15 protein-coding genes and 1 pseudogene are annotated in these 22560 nt (G+C 71.0%); 13 read left to right on the top strand and 3 right to left on the bottom strand.

Annotation, left to right across the window (positions count from 1 at the left end):
* Positions 1–732: 732 nt before the first annotated feature.
* The 3 genes and pseudogenes from WMF31_RS07530 to WMF31_RS07520 all read left to right on the top strand — a co-directional run.
* Positions 733–2295, top strand: a pseudogene (locus WMF31_RS07530) (glycosyl hydrolase 115 family protein); the annotation flags it as partial.
* A 16-nt stretch (positions 2296–2311) separates the two neighbouring features.
* On the top strand, positions 2312–2665 hold the full coding sequence (locus WMF31_RS07525; protein WP_436606530.1) for a hypothetical protein: 354 nt from the start codon (positions 2312–2314) through the stop codon (positions 2663–2665).
* Between the two features lie 814 nt (positions 2666–3479).
* Positions 3480–6860 carry a glycosyl hydrolase 115 family protein gene (locus tag WMF31_RS07520; RefSeq protein ID WP_436601275.1) on the top strand — a complete coding sequence of 1127 codons (3381 nt, stop codon included), beginning with the start codon at positions 3480–3482 and terminating at the stop codon, positions 6858–6860.
* Between the two features lie 409 nt (positions 6861–7269).
* Here WMF31_RS07520 and WMF31_RS07515 read toward each other — a convergent pair whose 3' ends face one another.
* The gene (locus tag WMF31_RS07515) at positions 7270–8376 is read right to left on the bottom strand and encodes an RNA polymerase sigma factor (RefSeq protein WP_436601274.1); all 1107 of its coding nucleotides are present in this window, start codon (positions 8374–8376) and stop codon (positions 7270–7272) included.
* 371 nt (positions 8377–8747) lie between these two features.
* On the opposite strand from WMF31_RS07515, the gene WMF31_RS07510 reads away from it, so the two are divergent.
* The 6 genes from WMF31_RS07510 (at position 8748) to WMF31_RS07485 (ending at position 17502) form a co-directional block, all read left to right on the top strand.
* Entirely contained in the window at positions 8748–9704 is a 957-nt protein-coding gene (locus WMF31_RS07510) for a PEGA domain-containing protein (RefSeq protein WP_436601273.1), read from the top strand.
* Between the two features lie 119 nt (positions 9705–9823).
* Positions 9824–11419, top strand: a complete 1596-nt coding sequence (locus WMF31_RS07505; RefSeq protein ID WP_436601272.1) for a DUF1565 domain-containing protein — start codon at positions 9824–9826, stop codon at positions 11417–11419.
* Between the two features lie 35 nt (positions 11420–11454).
* Positions 11455–13002 carry a hypothetical protein gene (locus tag WMF31_RS07500; RefSeq protein WP_436601271.1) on the top strand — a complete coding sequence of 516 codons (1548 nt, stop codon included), beginning with the start codon at positions 11455–11457 and terminating at the stop codon, positions 13000–13002.
* A gap of 144 nt (positions 13003–13146) precedes the next feature.
* Complete coding sequence (locus WMF31_RS07495) at positions 13147–14310, top strand: IS481 family transposase (protein ID WP_129346352.1); 1164 nt, start codon at positions 13147–13149, stop codon at positions 14308–14310.
* 785 nt (positions 14311–15095) lie between these two features.
* The gene (locus WMF31_RS07490; RefSeq protein WP_436601270.1) at positions 15096–15956 is read left to right on the top strand and encodes a hypothetical protein; all 861 of its coding nucleotides are present in this window, start codon (positions 15096–15098) and stop codon (positions 15954–15956) included.
* Positions 15957–16662: 706 nt separating this feature from the next.
* Positions 16663–17502 carry a dienelactone hydrolase family protein gene (locus tag WMF31_RS07485; RefSeq protein WP_436601269.1) on the top strand — a complete coding sequence of 280 codons (840 nt, stop codon included), beginning with the start codon at positions 16663–16665 and terminating at the stop codon, positions 17500–17502.
* A gap of 84 nt (positions 17503–17586) precedes the next feature.
* Here WMF31_RS07485 and WMF31_RS07480 read toward each other — a convergent pair whose 3' ends face one another.
* Positions 17587–18681, bottom strand: a complete 1095-nt coding sequence (locus WMF31_RS07480) for a hypothetical protein (protein WP_436601268.1) — start codon at positions 18679–18681, stop codon at positions 17587–17589.
* Positions 18682–18850: 169 nt separating this feature from the next.
* Between WMF31_RS07480 and WMF31_RS07475 the strand changes: the two genes are divergently transcribed.
* On the top strand, positions 18851–19201 hold the full coding sequence (locus tag WMF31_RS07475; RefSeq protein ID WP_436601267.1) for a 4Fe-4S binding protein: 351 nt from the start codon (positions 18851–18853) through the stop codon (positions 19199–19201).
* Between the two features lie 380 nt (positions 19202–19581).
* Complete coding sequence (locus tag WMF31_RS07470; RefSeq protein ID WP_436601266.1) at positions 19582–19848, top strand: hypothetical protein; 267 nt, start codon at positions 19582–19584, stop codon at positions 19846–19848.
* A gap of 16 nt (positions 19849–19864) precedes the next feature.
* On the opposite strand, the gene WMF31_RS07465 is transcribed toward WMF31_RS07470, so the two are convergent.
* Positions 19865–21019 (bottom strand): epoxide hydrolase family protein, encoded by a 1155-nt coding sequence (locus WMF31_RS07465; protein ID WP_436601265.1) that lies wholly within the window; start codon positions 21017–21019, stop codon positions 19865–19867.
* Between the two features lie 105 nt (positions 21020–21124).
* On the opposite strand from WMF31_RS07465, the gene WMF31_RS07460 reads away from it, so the two are divergent.
* On the top strand, positions 21125–21268 hold the full coding sequence (locus WMF31_RS07460) for a hypothetical protein (RefSeq protein WP_436601264.1): 144 nt from the start codon (positions 21125–21127) through the stop codon (positions 21266–21268).
* Between the two features lie 108 nt (positions 21269–21376).
* On the top strand, positions 21377–22246 hold the full coding sequence (locus tag WMF31_RS07455) for a hypothetical protein (RefSeq protein WP_436601263.1): 870 nt from the start codon (positions 21377–21379) through the stop codon (positions 22244–22246).
* The last annotated feature ends 314 nt before the right edge of the window (positions 22247–22560 follow it).

The raw sequence follows: 22560 nt of genomic DNA, 5'->3' as shown, positions 1-22560 counted from the left end.
CCTCCTGCTCCGGGGCGCGCCTGCCCCCGAAGGGCCGGGCGTGATCAGACCGGCACGCCCCGGGCATTTTGCGGGCTGCATCAGCGAGCTGCGATCCGGGGGCTTCAGCCCGCCTCGCGCGCAGCCACAGACGAAACAAGCACGGTGATCCATCGCGGCCCTCGCGACAGCGAGGACCTGCGCGCCTGTGTCTCTGCGCGCGCGAGCGCACCTCGCGCGTGCGCCGGGTCATCCCTTCTCGTGAACAGCCGGGGAAGCCACCACATGACACGTATCGAGAAAGATTGCATCGACAGCGAATCGACGCGACGACGGGGAGGAGCCGCCCGCGCGTGTCGCGCCGGTCGCCCCTGCGCTGGTCCGGGCAGGCGGACGCTCGGCGCGCTCCGGGAGAGCGTTGGGCCCGTGTTACGGACGGCGCTCCTCTGCGGTCTCCTGCCCCTCTCCGTGTCCGTGCTGGGGGGTTGTTCGGGCTCGGACGAGGCGTCGTCGACGTCCGGCGGAGCCGGCTCCCAGACCGGAGATCCGGGCGCGCAGCCTGGCGCTCCGGGCGGCTCGGGCGGCTCGGGCGCGCAGCCTGGCGGTCCGAGCGGCTCGGGCGGCTCGGGCGCACAGCCCGGCGGTCCGAGCGGCTCGGGCGGCTCGGGCTCTCAGACGGGAAATCCGGACGAGTCTCACCCGGAGGATCCGAAGCCGTACGTCGCCTTCGAGCCCGGCCCCGACACCTTCCCCCTGGTCGCCGCGGGCGAGGCGGCGCCGCTCGTCGTGAGCGCGAGCGACTATCCGGGCGTGATCCGGGTGGTGAACGACCTGCAGACCGACATCGACCGGGTCACCGGGGTCGAGCCCCAGATCTCGGTCGACACGATCCCGCAGGTCGAGGACGTCGTGCTCATCGGGACCCTGGGCAAGAGCCCGCTCGTCGACCGGCTGGTGACCGAGAAGAAGCTCGACGTCACCGGCATCGAGGGCCGGTGGGAGACATCCCTGCTGCAGGTGGTGGACGACCCGGCCCCGGGCGTCCGCCGCGCGTTCGTGATCGCCGGCAGCGACCAGCGCGGGACCATCTTCGGCGCGTACGACGTCTCGCGGAACATCGGCGTGTCCCCCTGGCACTACTGGGACGACGTCCCGGCGCACGAGCACGGCGAGATCTACATCCTGCCCGGGCGCTTCTCGCAAGGAGAGCCGAAGGTGAAGTACCGCGGCTTCTTCATCAACGACGAGAACCCCGCCCTGGGCACCTGGGCGCGCAACACGTTCGGCGACGCGCCCAACCCCAGGGCCCCGGACGGCTTCAACCACGAGCTCTACGCCAAGGTGTACGAGGTCATGCTCCGCCTCAAGGCCAATTACCTGTGGCCGGCCGTGTGGGGCAGGTCGCTCTTCGACGACGACCCCGAGAACCAGAAGCTCGCCGCCGAGTACGGGATCGTGATGGGGACCTCGCACGAGGCGCCGATGATGCGGGCGCAGCACGAGTGGGACCGCTACGGCAGCGGGCAGTGGAACTTCGACAACAACACGGAGTACCTGAAGAAGTACTGGGCCGACGGCATCCGGCGGATGGGCGACTACGAGAGCGTGGTGACCGTCGGGATGCGCGGCAACGGCGACCTGCCCATCGACAACGGCGGCAACATCGATCTGATGCAGCGGATCGTGGCGACGCAGCGGGAGATCCTGGCCGACGTGACCGGCAAGGACGTCACCACCATCCCGCAGGTCTGGACGCTCTACAAGGAGGTCCAGGCCTTCTGGGACGACGGCATGCGGGCGCCGGACGACGTGATCATCAACTGGTGCGACGACAACTGGGGCAACATGCGCGAGCTGCCCGACCTGTCCGCGCCGAAGCGGTCCGGCGGCTACGGGCTCTATTACCACTACGACTACGTGGGCGGCGGGCGGAACTACAAGTGGGTGGACACGGCCCTCCTCCCCAACGTCTGGGAGCAGCTCCACCTGTCCTATCGCTACGGCGTCGATCGGCTCTGGGTGGTGAACGTGGGCGACATGAAGAACGCCGAGCACCCGCTCGAGTTCTTCCTCGACTACGCGTGGAACCCCGAGCGGTGGCCGATCGAGCGGCTCCCCGTGTGGGAGCGGCGGTGGGCGGCGCAGCAGTTCGGGCCGGAGCACGCGGCCGAGATCGCCGAGGTCCTCACGATGTATTCCCGGCTCCAGTCGCGCCGCAAGCCCGAGCTGCTCAACCGGGTCATCACCCTCAACCCCGGCGCCGACATCCGGAGCAATCCCGACAGCGCCGTGGTCTACGCCCGGCGGGGACAGCCCGCGCCTCGAGTACAGGATGCACCTCTTCACGGGCGGGAGGGTCACGGTCTGGGCGTACCTCTCGCCGAGGAACAACGTGCTGCACACCGACGGGCTGAAGTACGCCGTCTCCATCGACGACGGGCAACCGCAGATCGTCAATGTCACCACCGCGCTCAACGGCATCCCCATGAACAAGTCGTGGGAGAGGAACACCTCCGACAACGTGAACCGCACGTCGACCACGCACACGATCGACGCGCCCGGCGAGCACGTGCTGAAGTTCTGGATGGTCGACCCGACCGTGGTGGTGCAGAAGCTGGTGGTGGACACGGGTGGGCTCAAGCCGAGCTACCTGGGCCCGCCGGAGAGCTACCGCAAGGAGCGGTAGCGAACCCCACCGCCAGCGCGCGCCGCGCGCTCCGCGCCGCGGCGGCCCTGCCGCGCTCCGGGGCGAGATCGTCCCGGAGCGCGCGGCGAGGTCGCCCCGGAGCGTCGCCGCGGGTGCTCCGGAGCGCCTCGATCGCAGCGCGCGCTGCGCCCGGCCCGGGAGCGCCGCCGCCCGCCGCGCGAGTCCCCCGGAGATCGCGCAACGCGCGGCTTCCCGCCCCCCGCCAGGGGGTGGTATAACGGGGCGTGCTTCCCTTCTTCCCTGCCCAGCTACCGCGCGCCTCCGTCGACGCCATCGGCTGCTCCTCCAGCGATGCGCCGCGCGGAGGCTCCGGTCCGGCCGGCGCGGGCGAAGCCCGTGGCGGCCCCCGCACCAGGCAATCCATCGCCGGCTGAAGTGCGCTCTCGAGTCGACGTGATGATAGTTACTACGCTTACATCATGTCCCATGAGGCACCGAATGTGGGATCAGATCGGCGCTTTGCGGGAATATTACGCCGCCTAGGTCCATCGAGCGCCGCCCCCTCTCGGGCGGGATCGAAAGCCGGCTTGTTCTGAAGAAATTTCCAGCAACGGTCAATGAGAGCCTGCGGCTCCGTCCATCGACACGAACGGGACCACCGCGGGCGCACATCTTAGAGGGACTTGGACGATTGCCCAGGAGCGGCTGGCCTCGGCGCCGGATATCACGACGCATGCCCGGCGCGGGCGAGCCGACGACACGGGTCTGCCGCATCAACGAGGAAAACACCGTCATGAGCTACGCACGCATTGCCATCACGAGGGGTCGGATCAGATCCTCGCTACTCTGCTTGTTGCTTCCCTTGTCGCTCGCCATGGTGCCGGCCTGCGGGTCGGACGGTGAGAAGGGCGATCCGGGGGAGAAGGGCGAGCAGGGGGAGCAGGGGGAGAAGGGCGATCCGGGGGACAAGGGCGACCCGGGCGACCCCGGCCCGAGCGGCGGTACCGACGTCCCGCCGACGGGCGTGGGCGCCCCGGACAAGTACGTTTCGACCGAGTGGGGGGCGGATCGTTTCCCCCTGTCCGTGGGCGGCAAGGCCGCTCCCCTGGTCGTCAGCTCCGACGACCACGAGGGCGTGATCCGCGTCGTGAGCGATCTCGCGGCGGACGTCGAGCGGGTGACCGACGTCCGGCCGGAGATCTTCCAGGACGAGGTCCCGGAGGCGGCGACCGAGGTGGTCCTGATCGGGACGCTGGGCAAGAGCCCGCTCATCGATCAGCTCGCGGAGGACGACAAGCTCGATGTCGACGCGCTGACGGGCAAGTGGGAGACGTTCGTCACGCAGATCGTCGAAGATCCCATGGAGGGCGTGGATCGAGCGCTCGTGATCGCGGGCAGCGACCAGCGCGGCGCCATCTTCGGCGCGTACGACCTCTCCTCGCAGATCGGCGTGTCGCCCCTGTACTGGTGGGATGACGTCCCGCCCCAGAAGAAGCACGCGCTGTACGTGTTGCCCGGGTCCCACAGCCTGGGCGAGCCCGCCGTGAGGTTCCGCGGCTTCTTCATCAACGACGAGAACCCGGCGACGGGCAACTGGGCGGCCAAGATGTTCGGGCCGGGCAAGGCGGAGGGCTTCCCGGGGGGGCTCAACCACCTCTACTGGGAGAAGGTGTTCGAGGCCGCGCTCCGCATGAAGGCGAACTACATCTGGCCCGCGGTGTGGGGCAGGGCGTTCGCGGAGGACGACCCCGACAACCACAAGACGGCCACGCGGTACGGCATCGTGATGGGGACCTCGCACGAGGCCCCGATGATGCAGGGGATCGAGGAGTGGAATCGCCACGTGATCCCGGAGGTGAAGGACGCGGACGGCAACGTCGTCACCCCGAAATCGGATCCGTACGGCGGCACCGGCGACTGGCGCTTCTCCGTGAACGCCGACGCGCTGAAGGCGCACTGGACCAAGGGCATCGAGCGGATGGTCGACGAGAACATCGAGGGCGTCGTCACGCTCGGCATGCGCGGCCCCGGCGACGTCAGCCTGCCCCCGGAGGACGGCATCCCGCTCATGGAGGAGATCATCGCCTCCCAGCGGAAGATCCTCGCCGACGTGACCGGCGAGGACGTGACGACCATCCCGCAGGTCTGGACGCTGTACAAGGAGATCCAGGGCTACTGGGACGCCGGCATCCGCGTGCCGGACGACGTCACGGTCGTGTGGGCCGACGACAACTGGGGCAACATGAGGCGCTTGCCGAGGCCCGGCCAGGAGCGGGAGGGCGGCTACGGCCTCTACTACCACTTCGACTACGTGGGCGGCGGCCGCAATTACAAGTGGGTCGACACGACGCTCCTGCCGAACGTCTGGGAGCAGCTCCACCTCGCCTACAGCCACGGCGTGGATCGGCTCTGGGTGGTCAACGTCGGCGACTTCAAGAACGAGGAGCTCCCGCTCCAGTTCTTCCTGGATTACGCCTGGGATCCGGATCGCTGGCCGATCGAGAAGCTCGGCGAGTGGGAGCGGCAGTGGACCGAGCAGCAGTTCGGCGCGGAGCACTCGGACGTCATCGCGGACATCCTGCACGGCTACTCGCTCCTGCAGTCCGATCGCAAGCCGGAGCTGACGAACCGGAGGATCACGGTCGACTACGAGCTCCTGTTCAGCGAGCCCACGACCGAGGTAACAGATCCCGACACCGCGGCGGTCACGTACGACGACAGCGCGAGCCCGTTCAGCCTCACCAACTACCGTGAGCTCGAGCGGGTCACGGAGGAGTGGGAGTCGCTGGCCGCGCAGGCGGAGTTCGTGGCGAACCTCCTGCCGGACGAGGCGCAGGACGCCTACTTCCAGCTCGTCCTCTACCAGGTGAAGGCGAGCGCCAACATGTATGCGCTGCGCCTGGCCGGGTTCAAGAACCGGCTCTACGCGGAGCAGGGGCGCGCCGCGACGAACGACATGGCGTACATCGCGGAGGAGCGGCTCCAGGACGATCTGGATCTCTCCTACTACTACAACCACGAGCTCGCGGGCGGCAAGTGGGAGGGCTTCCAGACGCAGCCGCACCTCAGCTACGGGGCGCCCGGGAACCCGTCGTGGCAGCAGGCCGAGTACCAGTACAACAACATCCAGGAGTTCATCTGGCCTGAGCTCCAGACGATCAGCGTCCCCGCGGAGGCGGAGCTCGGCGTGGCGATCGACGGCTCGAGCAACTACTGGACGGCGGCCGGGGCGGGCAACCCGACCAGCACGGCCGACGCGCAGCCCGTGCTGCCGACGTTCAGCCTGTACCAGACCCAGCCCCAGCAGTACATCGAGGTGTTCAACCGCGGCGGCGCGCCGCTCGAGTACACGATCGAGGCCGCGCTCCCGGTCGCGTGCCCCTACGGCTGGAACGGGGATCCGAGCAACGACAAGGACGGCTGGGCCGGCGAGGCGCCGTGCCGCCCGTGGCTGACCATCTACCCGAACCAGGGCGTCGTCGACAAGGAGGTGCGCGCGACGGTGAGGGTGGACTGGAACCTCGTTCCCACGACGTACGCCGATCCTGAAGACGGGTCGCGGCAGCTTCCGCTGGAGTTCCCGCTCGAGGTCCCGATCACGGTCCGGGGCTCGGACGGCAGCGAGGTGGTGGTCACGGCCTACGTGGACGACCCGCGGCCGCTCCCCTGGGCGCCCAACCGGTACATCGAGGCCAACGGCTATATCTCGATGGCGGCGGACCGCCACAGCAAGGCGGTCGGCACGGACGAGATCTGGTGGAAGCGCCTGCCGAACATCGGCCGCACCGGCGACGGGATGACGCCGTTCCCGGTGACGGCGGAGCCCCAGGAGCCGGGCGGCGACTCGCCTCGCCTGGAGTTCAACGCGCACTTCTCCACCGCCGGCGAGGTGACTGTCTGGACGTACATCTCTCCCAGGAACAACTTCCAGAACTGGGAGGAAGGGCTGCAGTACGGCGTGTCGATCGACGATGGGCCGATCCAGCTGGTCGACGCGACGTATGCCATCGATCTCAACGGCGGTGGGAACAAGATCTGGGAGAGGCACACGTCGGACAACGTCAACATCATGCCGACCACGCACACGATCGACGAGCCGGGCGATCACGTGGTGAAGTTCTGGATGGTGCATCCGGGCGTGATCCTGCAGAACATCGTGGTGGACACGGGTGGCCTGAAGTGGAGCTACCTGGGGCCGCCCGAGAGCTACTGGATGGGCAAGGGTCCGGAATAGTAGCGGAGCGGTCGTAGGCCGTCCGAGAGCCCGCCGCGCACGAGGTGTGCGGCGGGCTCTCGCCTTTTGTGGCCGGGGGCGTCGGAGAGGAGGTTTTGGTGGCGCCAGCGCCGCAAGACGTCGTTGATGATCGCCTCGTGCCGGGTAATGGAGTCGATGTCCAGCTTGACGACGCGATGCATTCGCACAGGAGATCACGCGCAATTTGCGCCGCCAGCGCGGTGCCCCGCCGACACCGGGGATGATGGCCTGACCGACGCGAGCAGCATGGGATCGAGGCTCGCCTCCACGATGAGACCTCCACGAGACAAGCCGCGGCATCACCGGGCAATCGACGGAACGCGCCCGTGGCGCGACGCCGCGCAGACGCCGATGGCAAGGAGTCAGCGCGCCGCCACGTGCGACGCGATCAGCGCGGCTCCCCGATCGACCCGTCGCGCCCGCAGCGCACCCGCCGGAGCAACGCGTCGCGCTCCGCGGCATGCCCTCCGCGACCACGGCGCTCGCGATGCTCGTGCAGGAGACGGCACGCCGAGAGCTGTCCCTCGATGGTCCCGAGATCGAGCATCGCCCGCGCACGCTCGATCACCGGATCGATCCGAGCATGCGCGGCGCCGATGCGCCCCGGGGGCGCACGCTTGACCGCGGCGGAGATCCCATGGGTCGTCGTGGTGCTGCCCTGATGGGCGGACACGACGGCGGCCGTGACGGCACCTCGCCCGATCGCGCTCCCGGGTTGGCTCGGTGGATTGCCGTGCTGGTCAGCAGGCGCCGCCCGGGTCTCGATCGCGGGCTGCGCGCGCCTCGAGGCCGCGAGCAGCGGCGCGTCGGCAAAGCCAGCCGCTGGGCCGGGCCAGGCGGCGCCCGCCCCGAGCACCAGCCCCGCGGCCGCCGTCCCGTGCAGCCTGAGCCGGCGAAGCCCGCGCAAGGCGTCGTGAAGCCAGCCGCCAGGGAAGAACGGCAGAAAACACGGCGCCACAGGCTGCCTGCGCCGGCGCTGCTCCGCCTGCCAGCGCGCCCTCTCCTGCTCGATCCTGTCCCAGGCGGCAGCGAGTCGTGACTTGACCGTGTTCTCGGAAAGCGCTTGCGCCGCGGCGATCTCGGCGAGCGTCCGGCCCAGGAGCTCGTGCTCGATGAAGACCGTGCGGCGCGCGTCGTCGAGCTTGTCGATGAAGCGCCACAGGACGGAAACCCGTTGGCGGGCGATCACCGAGGCCTCCGGGCCCGGCCGCTCGTCCGAAGGATCCTCGTTCTGGAGCGGCGCGATCACCTCTTGCCGGCGGCGATCGCGCCGCCGGCTGGTGCGCGCCTCGTTCCTGACGATCTGGTCCGCATACGCCGCCGCGTCCGTCGCCAGGCCGATGCGCGCGCGGTTCTCCAGGATGCGAAGCCACGCCTGCTGAACCACGTCGTCGACGTCCTGCGCCGGCACGCGCATCGCGCGCGCGAGCCGGCGGAAGCGATCGGAACCAGGCGGACCTGGGGCTGCGATGTCCAGGCGCGTCGAGGTGCTCACGTCCATGCACGTCCAGATGATTCAGGCGCGAAAAGAGGTGACCCGATCGACCACCGCGACGAAGAACGGTGCGCGAAGGTGCGTCCACAGGGGGATGACGACAGGGCGGCGCCTCGGCGGAGCACATTACGAGGACGATGTCGGATCCGTCATGCAAAAGCGCGGTGCTCGGTGTGGCAAGCGCGCTTGCTGGGCCGGCGGCTTCGTCGGTACAGTGCGCCGCATGACGCGCCTGCGTTCGATCCTGTCCGGGATCTGCCTTCTCGGCGCGCTGGGCAACGGCATCGGGGTCGCGCACGCGGCGCCGGCGCCTCCGGGGTCGACGGCGGCGGCGAGCACGGAGGCGGCGAAGGCGCGCCGGAAGGCCCAGCGTGCCTTCGGTGCACGGCGGTGGGCCGAGGCGGAGGCGGGCTTCGAGGCCGCCCTGGCAGCACCCGACGCGGCCGAGACGACCGCGGTGCGGCGGGCCGAGGTGCTCGGGTATCTCGGGCTCTGCGAGCTCGAACAGGGCAAGCACCGGGAAGCCGCCGAGCACCTGGGGCAGAGCCTCGAGCAAGACGCCTCCCTGGATCGGGGGCTCGTTCGCTGGTTCACGCGCGCGTTCAACAGGGCAGTCGAGCACGTCGGGAGGATCTACGTGGCGGCCTCCCCGCCCGACGCCGAGATCGGACGGGGAGCCCATCGGCACGGGCGCCACGGTCCACGAGCTGTTCGTCGCGCCGGGGACGTACACGCTCCGGGCCCGGCTGTCGGGGCATGGGGAGGTCTCGCAACGGGTCGAGGTCGCTGCGGGGAGGACCGTCGGCGCGGCGCTGCAGCTCGCGCGCCTGCCCGACGCGCCCGCGCCGGAGCCGGTCGCGAGGAAGAGCGAACCGGTCGCGCCGGCGGCGGCCCCGGCCGCGCGCGCGGCGGCGCCGGGGCCGTGGGCGTCCTGGCCGGGGACGCTGCGGATCGCGGGGATCGCCGTCACGACGGCCACCGTGTCGGCGGGGGCGGTCTTCATGCTCCGCGCGAGCCGCATCGACGGGGATCTCGGCGAGCGCATCGACGGCCTCCACCGCGATCCGGCGTGGACCTCGGGCGCCTGCCGCGCAGCGCCGCAGCCCCCGGCGTGCCCGGAGCTCCACCGCCTGCGGGAGCAGCGCGATCGGGCCGGCGCGATCGGGACCGCCCTGGTCGCGACGGGGGCCGTGGTCGGTGCGGCGACCGCCGCGTCCTTCTTCGTGGATCTCTCATCTCAGGGATCGACGCAGGCCCGGAGCGGGCTCCGGGTCGTCCCGGTGATGGCGACGCAGCAGGTCGGCGTGATGGCGCTCGGGCTATGGTGAGCGGGCCGGAGACGGGTGTGGTGAGCGGGCCGGAGACGGGTAGGGTGAGCGGGCCAGCGGCGGGCATGGAGAGCCTGGACGCGAGCATGAGGTGGGCTCGGGCGGCGCGGAGGGCACCGGTGTCGCTCGCGATCGCCGCGCTGGGCGCGTGCGGCGCGGGCGCGGTCTCGGGATGCATGTACCTGGGGGATCACTGCTGGGAAGAGCAGACGTGCGACGAGCCCTCCCCCCCGGCGCCGCCGCCCGCGGCCTCGCCGTGCGATGACGATCCACAGGGGGCGCCGGCGCTCGACGGTTGCGGGGTGTTCGTGCGCGTGGACGGCGACGATCGCAACCCGGGCACGCGGAAGCAGCCCGTGAAGACGCTCCAGCGCGCGATCGTGCTCGCCGCGAGCGAGCGGCGCGACGGCGAGGCGCCGACCCGGCGCGTCTACGCGTGCGGCGAGACGTTCGAGGAGGCGATCGTGCTGCCCTCGGGCGTGGACCTCTGGGGAGGGCGCCGCTGTGCCGACGGGGACTGGTCGTTCGGAGGGGCCGACCAGTTCACCACCATCGCCCCGGGGCCGGCGAGGGTCCCGGTCCGGGTCCTCGACGGGGGAGGGGCAACGTCGACCATGTTCGGGGTCCGCGTCGTGGCTGCCGAGGGGTCGGCGAGCGACGAGAAGTCGTCGATCGGGATGATCCTGAGCCAGGGGGCGAAGCTCCGGCTGGTGGAGAGCCGGGTCCACGCGGCCGATGGAAGGGACGGGGAGCGTGGGAAGGACGCCCCGCGCCTCCGGGCGAAGGACGGGACGTACGGGGAGGACGGGGTGAACGCGTGCACGGCGGACGTCGCGACCGGCGCACCCCCCGTGGTCACCGAGTGCGATGGGGGCATCGAGTCCATCGGCGGACAGGGAGGCGACGGGTACGTCGAGGAAGGTGGCGACGGCGAGCGGGGCGCGCCTTCCTCGGCGGAGAACCCCGCAGCGTCCGGCGAGGGGGGGCTCGGCGCGGGCGCCGGGCGATGCACAGCCGGAGCGCCGGGCGCGAACGGTGAGCCGGGGCGGCACGGCCCGGGTGCGAGCGGCCTCGGCAGCCTCGACGTGACCGGGTGGGTGGGCGTTCGAGGCGCCGATGGCGCCCCCGGAGGCATCGGCTGGGGTGGCGGGGGCGGCGGCGGGAGTCGATCCAGGGTCGACATGATCCAGTGCCGGCCCGGAGCACCTCGGGGCGGCGCTGCCGGCGGCTCCGGAGGCGGCGGTGGCTGTGGTGGAAAGGCGGGCCAGGGAGGGGGCTACGGGGGATCGAGCCTTGGGATCGTGGCGCTATGGGGCGCCGAAATCACGCTCGACGCCACCACGGTGGTGACCGGCCGAGGCGGCAACGGCGGGGCCGGCGGGACAGGCCAGCTCGGTGGCAGGGGCGCGGCGGGTGGCGATGGTGGGGAATATCTAGATCATATGGCTTGGCAGGCATGCGACGGGGGTACAGGAGGCAAGGGTGGCGACGGTGGCGACGGCGGAGGCGGCCTGGGTGGGCACTCGATTGGCATCGCCACAGTGGGCGTCGCCAAGGTGAGCTTTGAACAAGGCGCGGGAGTCAGGCACGGAGAGCCTGGCGCCGGCGGCCCGAGAGGGGCGTTCTCTGGCGATGAGGGAACAGGCGCGACAGGCGAATCGGCCGTTTGGCTGGCGTTCCCTGCGGTGGCCTGGGATCAGGAGCGACCTCGATGAAGGTCTCCACGCGGGGCGCCACGTCGAGAGGGCCCATGAGGATCATTCGAACCACACCATGGCTCCTGCTGGTGCTGCTCGCGGCGGCGGGGTGCGGCAACGATCTCGGTCCCTACGAGGAGGAGCAGCCTCCTGCGCCGTGCGGCGGCGCGACGCCGTGCGCGCCTGCGGCTCCGCCCGAGTCGGTCTGTCGCGCGTACCTCACCGCCGAGCAGGCCGAGGACGGCTGCGGCGTGTTCGTCAGCTCGGTCTCGGGCGACGATGAAAACCCCGGCACGCGGGACGAGCCGGTGCGGAGCCTGCCGCGCGGCATCGCGCTGGCGCGCACGGGGCGCGGGCGCGTGTTCTTTTGCGGTAGCCATACGGGCGCGATCACGCTGCCCTCCGGCGTCGATATCGTGGGGACCTTCGACTGCCTGAACGACTGGAAGAGGAAGGTCCTGAGCAGCGACTCCTCGCTCCAGACACGCGACACGACCGTCCCGCTGACCATCGAGCCCGCGAGCCCCGGCGACACAGGGGCCGCGGACGGCGTCTCGACGCTCGTCAACTTGCGGGTATGGGGCGGGTGGGAGGTCGGGCTCTTCGTCCGGTCCGGCACGGCCGTGGAGATCGTTCGGAGCGAGATCCAGGGGAATTACAGCTTCAGAACGGAGCCGGGGGAGGATGCGCCGAGCCTCCCCGAGGCGCCCGAGGGCGCGGATGGCAACCACGGTGTGGAGAGCTGCTCCGCGGCCCCCGCGGCCGGCGGGGCGCCGGTGACGACCTCCTGTGAGGATGGCGGCGTATCGATCGGTGGCAAGGGGGGAGACGGCGGAGCGGACGAGGCCGGCGACGGCACCGACGGTGCGCCCGCGCCGAGCCCCGATCCCGATGCCTATCCCAGGGGCGCCGGGGGGACCGGAGATCAAGGGAGTGGCCAGTGCATGGACGGGGAGCAGGGGCAGGATGGCGCGCCGGGCGCTGACGGCGCGCCGGGACAGGGCATCGGACGTCTCAGCGAGGATGGCTGGCTAGGAGACCGGGCCGGGGACGGCGCCAGGGGCGCACCGGGCCAGGGGGGCGGCGGGGGCGGCGGTCTTCGCGGGCGCGCTGCCCTCTGCGGCGCGACCTCCCGGTCGGGACCGTCCGGAGGCTCGGGCGGCGCCGGCGGCTGCGGCGGCAGCGGCGGGAAGGGGGGTGGCAACGGCACCCCGAGCATCGCGATCCTCGCGCTCCACGCCAAGGTCACGGTGCGCGACAGCCGGATCTGGACGCGTCCGGCCATGCGTGGCGCCAACGGCGGGGAGCCTCAGCGCGGCGGTCGCGGGGGGCGCGGGGGGGTCGGCGGTTACTGGCCCGAGGCGTGGGGCCATGCGTGCGACGGAGGCGACGGCGGCCTCGGCGGCCTCGGAGGTTACGGCGGCGGCGGGCGCGGCGGGGACTCCATCGGCATCGCCTACCTCGACGAGGACCAGCTCGTGCTGGAGAACGTCACGTTCGAGCTCGGCGAGCCCGGCAAGGGCGGCATCGGCAACCCCGAGGATCCCGCGACCTGGGGCGAGGACGGCCTCGCCGTCGAGACCTTGCGCTTCCCCGAGTGAGCCCCCTGGGCGCCCCGCATCCCGCATCGACGGTACGGACCGGTGGCCTGGGTAACGGTTCAGACCGGGAGCCTGGGTAGCACCCGGACGGACCGGGAGCCTGGGTGACACATGTCGTAGAGGGTCGGCGACGGAGGATCGCTGGTGCCCTGGAAAGAGACATGTTCAGTGGACGAGAGGCTTCAGTTCATCGCGCAGGTCAACGAGTCGGACGAGACGTTCGCGGAGCTGTGCCGACGGTTCGGCATCAGCCGGAAGACGGGGTACAAGTGGGTGGAGCGTTACGAGCAAGCCGGACCTCGTGGTCTGGAGGAGCGGCGGCCCGTGGCGCACACGTTCCCGCATGCGACGCCAGCGGCGATCGTCAACGCGCTGGTCGAGCTGCGGAAGGAGCGACCCACCTGGGGTCCGAAGAAGCTGCGCGCCCGGCTGGAGAGCATGGGCCTTGAGGGGCTGCCGGCGACGAGCACCATCGGCGAGCTGCTCAAGAAACACGGGCTGATCCGGCCCCGGCGGCGCCGCGTGGTGATGCCGACGTCAGCGATGCCGTCGACGCTGGCTCCAGCGGAGCAGCCTAATGACACATGGTGCGCCGATTTCAAGGGGCATTTCGCGCTTGGCGACAAGACCCGGTGCCACCCGCTGACGTTGACGGACCAGGCGTCGCGGTACTTGCTCAAATGCGAGGGCGTAGCGAAGCCGGACGAGGCCTCGGTGCGGCCGCACTTCGAGCGCGCGTTCCGCGAGTTTGGGCTGCCGAATCGTATCCGCTCCGATAACGGCCCGCCGTTCGCCACGCAGGGCATTGGAGGGCTCTCGGCGCTGTCGGTGAGCTGGATCAAGCTCGGCGTGGTTCCCGAGCGCATTGAGCCCGGCAAACCGCAGCAGAACGGCCGGCACGAGCGCATGCACAAGACGCTGAAGGCGGAGGCGACATCGCCGCCCGAAGCCACGCTCGCGGCGCAGCAGCGCGTCTTCGACCGCTTCCGGCACGAGTACAATGACCAGCGGCCTCACGAGGCGCTCGGCCAGAGGACGCCGGCTTCGCGCTACACGCCGTCGCGGCGGACGATGCCGAGCAAGCCCTCCTCGCCGGAGTATCCGGACACGATGGCCGTGCGACGCGTGGGGGACATGGGTCGGCTTCAGTTCGGTGGCGCGAACACCTTCGTCTCCAAGCTGATCGCCAACGAACCCGTGGGGCTGCTTCCGATCGCCGACGACGTCTGGGAGCTGTACTACGGGCCGGTTCTGCTCGCGCAGGTCACCTTGAAGAACAAGGAGCTGCAGCTCGCCAAGGCACGGTGACCTGCGCGCACTCACGCCGGAACGTGAGGAGAGGCTCGCGTGTACCGAGACCGCGGGAAGCGGTTCGTGTATAGATCCTGGCGGTCCGAGAGAGCGCGGTGAGCGTGTCGCGTCGACGAGGATCCGGCCCCTGTTCCCAGTCCTCCCGGAGCAGGGGCCCGTAGCTCAAGGAAGTGTCACCGCTGCTCCCGGTCAGAACTGTTACCAGGGCTCCGCTCGTACAGACCTGACCCCCCTCCGAGGCCCTCCCGGTCGATCCTGGATCGACCTACCCCCCCTTCCGAGGGCCTCCTGGTCGATCTCCGATCGACCTGACCCCCCTTCCGAGGCCCTCCCGGTCGATCTCCGATCGACCTGGCCCCCCTTCCGGGCCGGCTCCGGCACGTCTCGACGTCCCCACGCCGCCTTCCAAGGCCCTCCCGGTCGACCCCGGATCGACCCGCCCCCCCTCCCGGGCCGGCTCCGGCACGTCTCGACGTCCCCACGCCGCCTTCCAAGGCCCTCCCGGTCGATCCCGAAACGATCCGCTCCCCCTCCCAGGCCGGCTCCGCCACGTCTCGACCTCTCCGCGCCGGCCTCGGTCGCCCAGGCCGGCCATCACGATATCCCCAGAGCGCCTGTGCAATCCCCGCGCCTCTCCCTTCCCCTCCCCTCCTCTCCGCCGCAGCAAGAAACCGGCGCAGCTCCCGCTTGACCATCTCTCTCATTGCGACTTCCATTGCGCATTTGTCCGCAATCCTTTTTTCGGACATTGCCCGCATCACCCCACCCAGGAGGTGTATTTCATGCTGAAGCATCTGAACCTCGATGAAATGGTCGCGCTCCTCGCCCCGTGGGTCGAGGAGCCGAAGCAGCGCAAGCTGTTCCTGTCGATCCCCGAGATCGCGGCGCTCCACCCGAGGGTCATCGAGGCCCACGACGCCGTGCTCGCGGTCCAGCCGAGGAGCGCCGGGACATCGCCCCGGCTGCGCGCGATCCTCGACAAGAGCAACGCGGCGGATCGGCTCCACGATCGCCTCGCCCGGGCCGTATCGTACGGCATCGACGCGCACCGCGAGATCTGCCTCGCCGAGGAGCCGTCCGACGCCGCCCGGGCCGCGCAGTGCGATGTCGTCCAGAAGAAGCTCTTCCCGAACGGCCTCAGCATCCTCAACGCGTCGCCGCTCGCCGAGGCGGGCAACACGAGCCGCATCGCCCGCCTCCTCGAGGAGGAGCCCGAGATCGCCGCCTTCCTCAAGGGCATCCCCGCCCGGGGCAAGACGTCGCTGCTCGACGTCGTGAAGCGCTGGATCCGCGCGGGTCGCGAGCTCCAGACGCTCGATCGCGCCCGCGTGGAGCTCGAGGCGACCGAGACCACGACGCCTCCCGCCAAGACCACGATCCAGTCGGCCCGCAGCCAGTGGTTCAAGGTCGTGTCGCTCGTGCTCTCCAACCTCGAGATGTCCCGCGCCCCGGCGCGCGATATCGAGATCCTCCGCGCGCCGGTGCTCCAGGCCTCCAGCCGGGCGGGAAAGCGGTATCTGACCAGCACGTCCGAGGAGGCCTCGCCGGCCGAGCCGGAGGAGACCGACGCGCCCGCCTCCGAGCCGGAGCCGGAGCCGGCCGACGAAGACGACGACGGCGACGACGAGAGCGACCGTCCCTGAGCCCACCCCGACCTCCGGGCCGATGTCTCCCGTACAGCGATGGCCCGGGGGCGCCAGCCTTCCGTGGGCGCTCCTCCCGCACGAGGAGCGCCAGGCCGTGAACGCCAGGCCGTGAAGGAGTAGATGCGGCGCATCGTGCGATCGCGTGGCACGCGTCGATACCCCCGCGCCCTCAAGCCGAAGCAACGTACCAGTTCAAGGGCAATGTCGCTCAAGACATCACGGTTCGGCTGTTCGATCTCAAGCAGGTGCGCAGCGCCGACAGCTCCGCGCCGTGGGACATCAGCGTGACGATCACATGGGGGGGAGAGATCGCCTTCGATCGACCGCTCTCCGGCGCGGCTCCGCTCCACGCCGTGGAGCTGGCTGCTCGATTCGCAGCCAGCTACCTCCGCGGCCGAGCGCAAGATGAGGGCGGCACGCTCGATCCACCCATCTGGCCCTGAAGGAGTGGATCCTTCGGGCCCGAACGCCCCGCCCCTGCCCCTGCCCGACCGACCTCATCGAGGCCACGCGCTACGTGCGGCTGCCCGCGCGTGGGGAGGCCATCTCGCCAGGCTTGCGATCAACCCTCCGACCCCCTGGCCGGCAGCAGCACGCCGGGGCCTCTCCACGCGCACGCCGGTCGCTTCCAAAGATGAGGGTGGAGCCCCGCCCCGACAGAGGCCGGCTTCACCGGGCGCAGCGGCCGTGATGCAATGCCCCCGTGACCGCATCCAGCAAGCCCAGGGCGCCCGAGGGCGATCTCGCCACCTTCGAGCGCGAGCGCTTCACGCACGGCGGGACCACGCACGACGTCTACCGGAAAGGAGCGGGCCCCGCGGTCCTCGTGCTGACCGAGATGCCGGGCATCTCTCCGCAGGTGCTCGGGTTCGGCGACCGGGTCGTCGCGCTCGGCTGCACGGCCGTGCTCCCGAGCCTCTTCGGGACCGCGGGCCGCGACCCCTTCCGAGCCGGCGCCTCGACCACGCTCTATCTCCTCTCGACGATGGTCAAAACCTGCATCAGCAAGGAGTTCACCTGCCTGGCGACGGGGCGCTCCTCGCCCGTCGTCGACTGGCTCCGGGCCCTCGCCGCCTCGGAGCACGCGCGCTGCGGCGGGCCGGGCGTGGGCGTCGTGGGGATGTGCTTCACCGGCGGCTTCGCGCTCGCGATGGCGGCGGACGCCCGGGTGCTGGCGCCCGTCATGTCGCAGCCGTCGCTCCCGCTCAGGATCACGAGGAGCCGGCGGCGAGCCGTCGACTGCGACCCGGCGACCCTCGACGCGGTGGCGCAGCGCTGCGACCGGCAGGGCCTCCGGGTGATGGGGCTCCGCTTCAGGGACGATCCCTATGTGCCGGAAGAGCGGTTCCAGCTCCTCCGCGAGCGCCTCGGGGACGGGTTCGTCGCGGTGGAGCTGGAGCAGGCCGACGGGCACCCCGACGGGCCTCTCGAGAAGCACCACGCGGTGCTCACGTCGTCGTTGATCGATGCCCCGGGCGAGCCGACGCGCGCCGCGCTCGACCGGGTCCTCCAGCTCCTTCGCGACAGGCTGCTGGCGGCGTAGCGCGGCCCGATCCAGCCGCCACGCCGCGCCGCCGGCGCCGCGATCTCCGGCGCGAGATCGCCCGCGCCGACCGAAGAATGGGCGCTACTGCGCGCTGCACCCCTCGAGCTCGGCCATCATGCGCCAGAACGCGCTCGCCTTGTTCTCGCAGCTCGCCTGCGTCGTGTGCGTGTGCTCGTACTCGGGGTTTCCCGACGTGTCCACGGCGAAGCGCGGGTGCTCCATCGGGATCTCGACCCCGTCCACCACCGCGGTGTGCCGCTCGCCGTTCCAGTGCGCGTCCAGGTCCTCGAAGTCGAAGAGGATCTTCCCGTTCGCGCGGCAGAAGTCGCGGATCTGCTGGTTGCGCTCCGCGCGGTTCACGCCGTTGTACTCCTCGTCCGCGGGGCCGGTCATGTAGATGAACGTGACGTTCGGGAACTCCCGACCGAGCGCGTCGAGCGTCTCCAGGTAACGCTGCACGTCCGCCTCGGTCTGCTCCGAGATCTCGAACGACCAGGCCCACATCGAGTACCGGATCTCCGGGTTCTCCCTCAGGATCGAGCGCAGGTTGTCGACCCCGTCCTCGGTCCCCCAGTAGTGCTCTGCCCGGACGAGGTTGTCGCTGATCATCCCGTCCCACATCGGGAAGACATCGCTCTCGGACGGGACGCCGCAGTACTCGGCCTTGAAGCCGTAGTCGGCGTTCTTTGCCTCGAGGCTCTCGGCGCCGACGATGATCTGCGCGCCGTGCGAGCGATGGCCGTAATGGAAGACGAAGTCGCCCGACTTGAGCGCGTCGATGCAGCGCGCCGGGATGTCCTCCAGGCTCGCATGGCGGTGGTCGAAGGTCCGCGCATCCGCAGGATTGCCGCCGGTCGAGCTGCTCCCCGTGGTGCTGCTGCTCCCGGTCGAGCTGCTGCCCGTGGTGCTGCTCCCGGTCGAGCTGCTGCCCGTGGTGCTGCCGCCGCCGCCGCCGCCGCCGGTCGAGCTGCTGCCCGTGCCGCTGCCGCCGCCGCCGGTCGAGCTGCTGCCCGTGCCGCTGCCGCCTCCGGTGCTGCTGCCGCTCGTCGTCGCGCCGTCGCTGCTCGAGTCGTCTCCTGCGCGGCGCTCGCTGTCGGAGCTATCGCCGCAGGCCGTCGCAAGAGCCAGGGTGGTTCCAAGGAGGATGATGTTCAACTGACGCAAGAATTGTGTCATGGCATTTTGGATGCTAAACGGCCGCCGGGAAAGCGCAACAGATCTCGCGACGGTTCTTTGCCGGCGCCCTCGGCGGCCCGGCGTCGCGGGCGCCGTGACGCGCCGCCGCGGCGCGGCAGCGCGTCACGGCGCCCGCGCAAGCACATCTTCTGAGCGGGAGGGCAAGCGAATGGCGGAGTCGTTGAACAAGGAGAAGGCGCGGCGAGCCGCGTCGCACCCGGACCGGCCGGGGGAGCGGTGCCGGGCCGAGCCCGGCGCGTTCCGGCCCGTGGTGAACCGGAACCGGTGCGAGGCGAAGGGCGATTGCGTCGAGGTGTGCCCTTACCAGGTCTTCGAGGTCGCGCGCATCGAGCGCGCCGACTTCGACGCCCTCTCGCTGCGCGGCAAGCTCAAGGTGCTCGTCCACGGCCGGAAGACGGCCCACACGCCGAACGCGGCGCAGTGCCAGGCGTGCGGCCTCTGCGTCGTCGCCTGCCCGGAGCGGGCGATCGCGCTCGTGGCGGCGCCGGCGGCAGGGTGATCTGCCCAGCGAGGACGGCGCCATGGCGGCCTTGCAAGGATGCGAGCCCGTGCGTAACAGGATCGAAACCCCCGAGCGACGTGCCCGCGACGGAACGGCCCAGATCCCGGGGTGATGCGACTGGCACGGAGGGTGCTTGGTCGCTCGGCAGCTCCGCCGGCGTCCTTACGCCAGCGCCTGAGGCCCCGGCGGCGCTGCCGATTTCACGTCTTGTCGGGCCAGCGCCCTGCAGCCACCCGCGCCTCTGTGCAGCGGGTGGCTGCAGGGCAAACGAGGGCGTCGATGCCGCGGTCGCCGATCGCTGCGCCGGTGGAACCGGGCGCCCGGGCGCCTCGGGTCCGCGCGCGAGGCGCGGCGCTCCGCGTGCTAGCGTGCGCCGCATGGCGATGAACGAGACGGAAGAGGGGACCGGGGCCGGTGAGGTCCGCAGCGTCGACGAGAGCGTCCTGAAGGATCTCGAGTCGAAGTACGTCGACGTGGCCTGCCCGGTGCACGGCGGTCCGCCGACCTTCGAGCTTGCGCCGGACGGGTCGGTCGTCGAGCGCTTCTGCTGCGAGACCTTGCTCTCGATCGTGCGCGAGCTCCAGGTCGCCGCGGGCGAGCGGCCCGCGCCCGCGCGAGACGACGACGAGGAGGGCGCGGACTAGCCCCTGGGTCAGCGGCTCACGCCGCCGGGCGCTCGCGCAGGCCCCGGAAGAAGGCGCGCACGTCCTCGAGGAGCAGGTCCGGCGCCTCCATCGCCGCGAAATGCCCGCCGCGCGGCATCTCGGTCCACCGCACGAGGTTCGCCCGCGCCTCGACCCAGGCGCGCGGCGCGCGGTAGATCTCCTTCGGGAAATCGGCGACGGCCGTCGGCGCCGAGATCTTCTCGTGGATATACGACGGCACGATCCCGTTGCGCACCGTCTCGTAATAGAGGTTCGCCGCGCTGGCGATGCTGCTGGGCGCCCAGTAGAACATCGCGTTCGTGAGCAGCTGGTCCCTGGTGAACACGCGCTCGACATCCCCGCCGCAGTCGCTCCAGGTGCGGAACTTCTCGACGATCCACGCGAGGAGCCCCGCGGGCGAGTCCGCCTGCGCGATGGCGAGCGACATCGGCTTGCTCCCCTGCAGGTGGCTGTAGCCGGTCTCCGCGGCCTGGAAGGCCGCGGCCTCCTCGAGCGCGCGCCTCGACTCCTCGGTCAGCTCCCCCTCGGGGGGCGTCGCCATGATCAGGTTCAGGTGAACGCCGATGACGTGCTCGGCGTGCGCCGCGCCGAGGCGCGCGCCCACGATGCCGCCCCAGTCGCCGCCCTGCGCGCCATACCGCGGATAGCCGAGCGCCTCCACCATCAGGCGGTCGAACGCCGCAGCGACGCGGCGGATATCCCACCCGGCCTCGCGCGGCTTGCCGCTCCAGCCGTACCCCGGCAGCGACGGGATCACGACGTCGAACGCGTCCGCCGGGTCGCCGCCGTGCGCGGCCGGATCCGTGAGCGGGCCGATGAGATGGTGAAATTCGTAGATCGAGCCGGGCCAGCCGTGGACGAGGAGCAGCGGCAGCGGCCTCGGCCCCTTGCCGCGCACATGAAAGAAATGGAGGTCGACGCCATCCACCTCGCAGAGATACTGGGGGATCCGGTTGAGCGACGCCTCGTGGCGCCGCCAGTCGTAACGAGCGCGCCAGTGCTTGCAGAGCTCGCGCACATAGGCCACGTCGGCCCCGTGGGCCCACCCTCCGCCGGGGAGCGGGTCCGGGAAGCGGGTCATCGCGAGGCGGCGTCGGAGATCGTCGAGCGTCGCCTCAGGCACATCGATGTGGTAAGGGCGTACTTGCATCCTTCCACGCTAGACGGGTCCGGGGGCGAGGAGCAAGCGCGGGGCAAGCCGTCGCCGCCCGGAGGAGCGCACGGGTAGCGCCTCGGCGTTCAGTGGACGCGATCGATGCCCTTGGCAAGGAACGAGCTGCGCGCCCCGGACAGCGAGGTGCGCGCCCCCGACAGGCTCGGGCGCGCGGCGGCCGCCGGCGCCGCGCAGAGCATCTGCGCCATGTCGTTCGCCCGGCGCTCGCCCCTGGCCCCGGGGTGAGCGCGAACGCGGCGCGGGCGACCTCGCCGCGAGCGGCGCGGGCGAGCCCGAGAGAGCTCGTCCAGGCGGCGCGTGATGCGTTAAGGTTCCCGGAGAGGAGTACGAGAAATGCTTAGACTCTCGGCAGCGAACATCATGGTGCTTGCATTCACGATGGCTTCGGCCATCGCGTGCTCGGGATCGAGCGACGGCCCCGCGGAGGCCGGCGGCGGCGGGAGCGCCGGTGAGGACCCGAGCGGCAGCGCGGCGGCGACCGGAGGACACGACGCGGCCAGCAGCGGCGCCGGTGGGCGAGACGGAGCGGGAGGAACCGCAGCAGGGAGCGGCGGCGCGGGCGGCGCGGACGGCGGGACCGGCGGCTCGGGCGCGGGCGGCGCGGACGGCGGCTCGGGCGGCTCGGGCGCGGGCGGCGCGGACGGCGGCTCGGGCGGCTCGGGCGCGGGCGGCGCGGGCGGCGGCTCGGGCGGCTCGGGGACCGGCTGCACGGAGATGGGCCGGATCACCTACACGCTCGCGCGGGCGCCCGCGCCCACGGCAGAGCAGCAGTCCGCGTACGACAGGATCACGAGCGCCATGGATGAAGCGCTGTCGTACTACAACTGCCACGCGAACATCGAGAAGCGCCTGTCGGTATCTTACGTGCCCTCGGTCGCGACGGCCGACGGCAATGTCAACGGCTCGATCCGGTTCGGTTCGGACGCATCCATGAACTACATCACCGCCATGCACGAGATCGGCCACACCCTGGGGGTCGGGAGCCGTGAGTTCGGAGCGCTTGTGAGAGACGGCATCTTTACAGGCCCGAAGGCGACGAGCCAGCTCAGGGCCATCACGGGCAACCCGGAGGACGTCGTGCACGCAGACGCCCAGCACTTCTGGCCGTACGGCCTGAATTACACCTCCGAGGTCGAGTCGACCGCCGACCTCGTGAACCACTGCAAGATGGTGGTCGCCATCCGGGAAGACATCGGCTTCTGACCGCGCCCCGGGCCGCGCCGCACCGCGTCGCGCTCGTGTTCGGCAGCGCTGCACGTCGGGTTCGTGCTCCGGGCGGCGGCGCTGCGCTCGAACGCTAAAATCTGCGCTTCTCGAGCCCCTGGCGGCATCAACCCTCAATGATGTGGTCAACCCAACAACCCGGGGTCTCACCCCGTGGGTGAAGTCGATCATCGGGCTCGACCATCGTCTGCCGCCGTGGCATCACCACGCGCGCTGTCGCTCGATCGCTTCGCGCTCTCCACCGCGCGCCTCCGGCGTCGATGGGTGCCTTGGCGTCGATGCGCGACCGCAGC

Source organism: Sorangium sp. So ce1036 (assembly GCF_051369805.1).
Taxonomy (GTDB): domain Bacteria; phylum Myxococcota_A; class Polyangia; order Polyangiales; family Polyangiaceae; genus Sorangium; species Sorangium cellulosum_F.
This window is presented reverse-complemented; position numbering and strand designations above follow the sequence as displayed.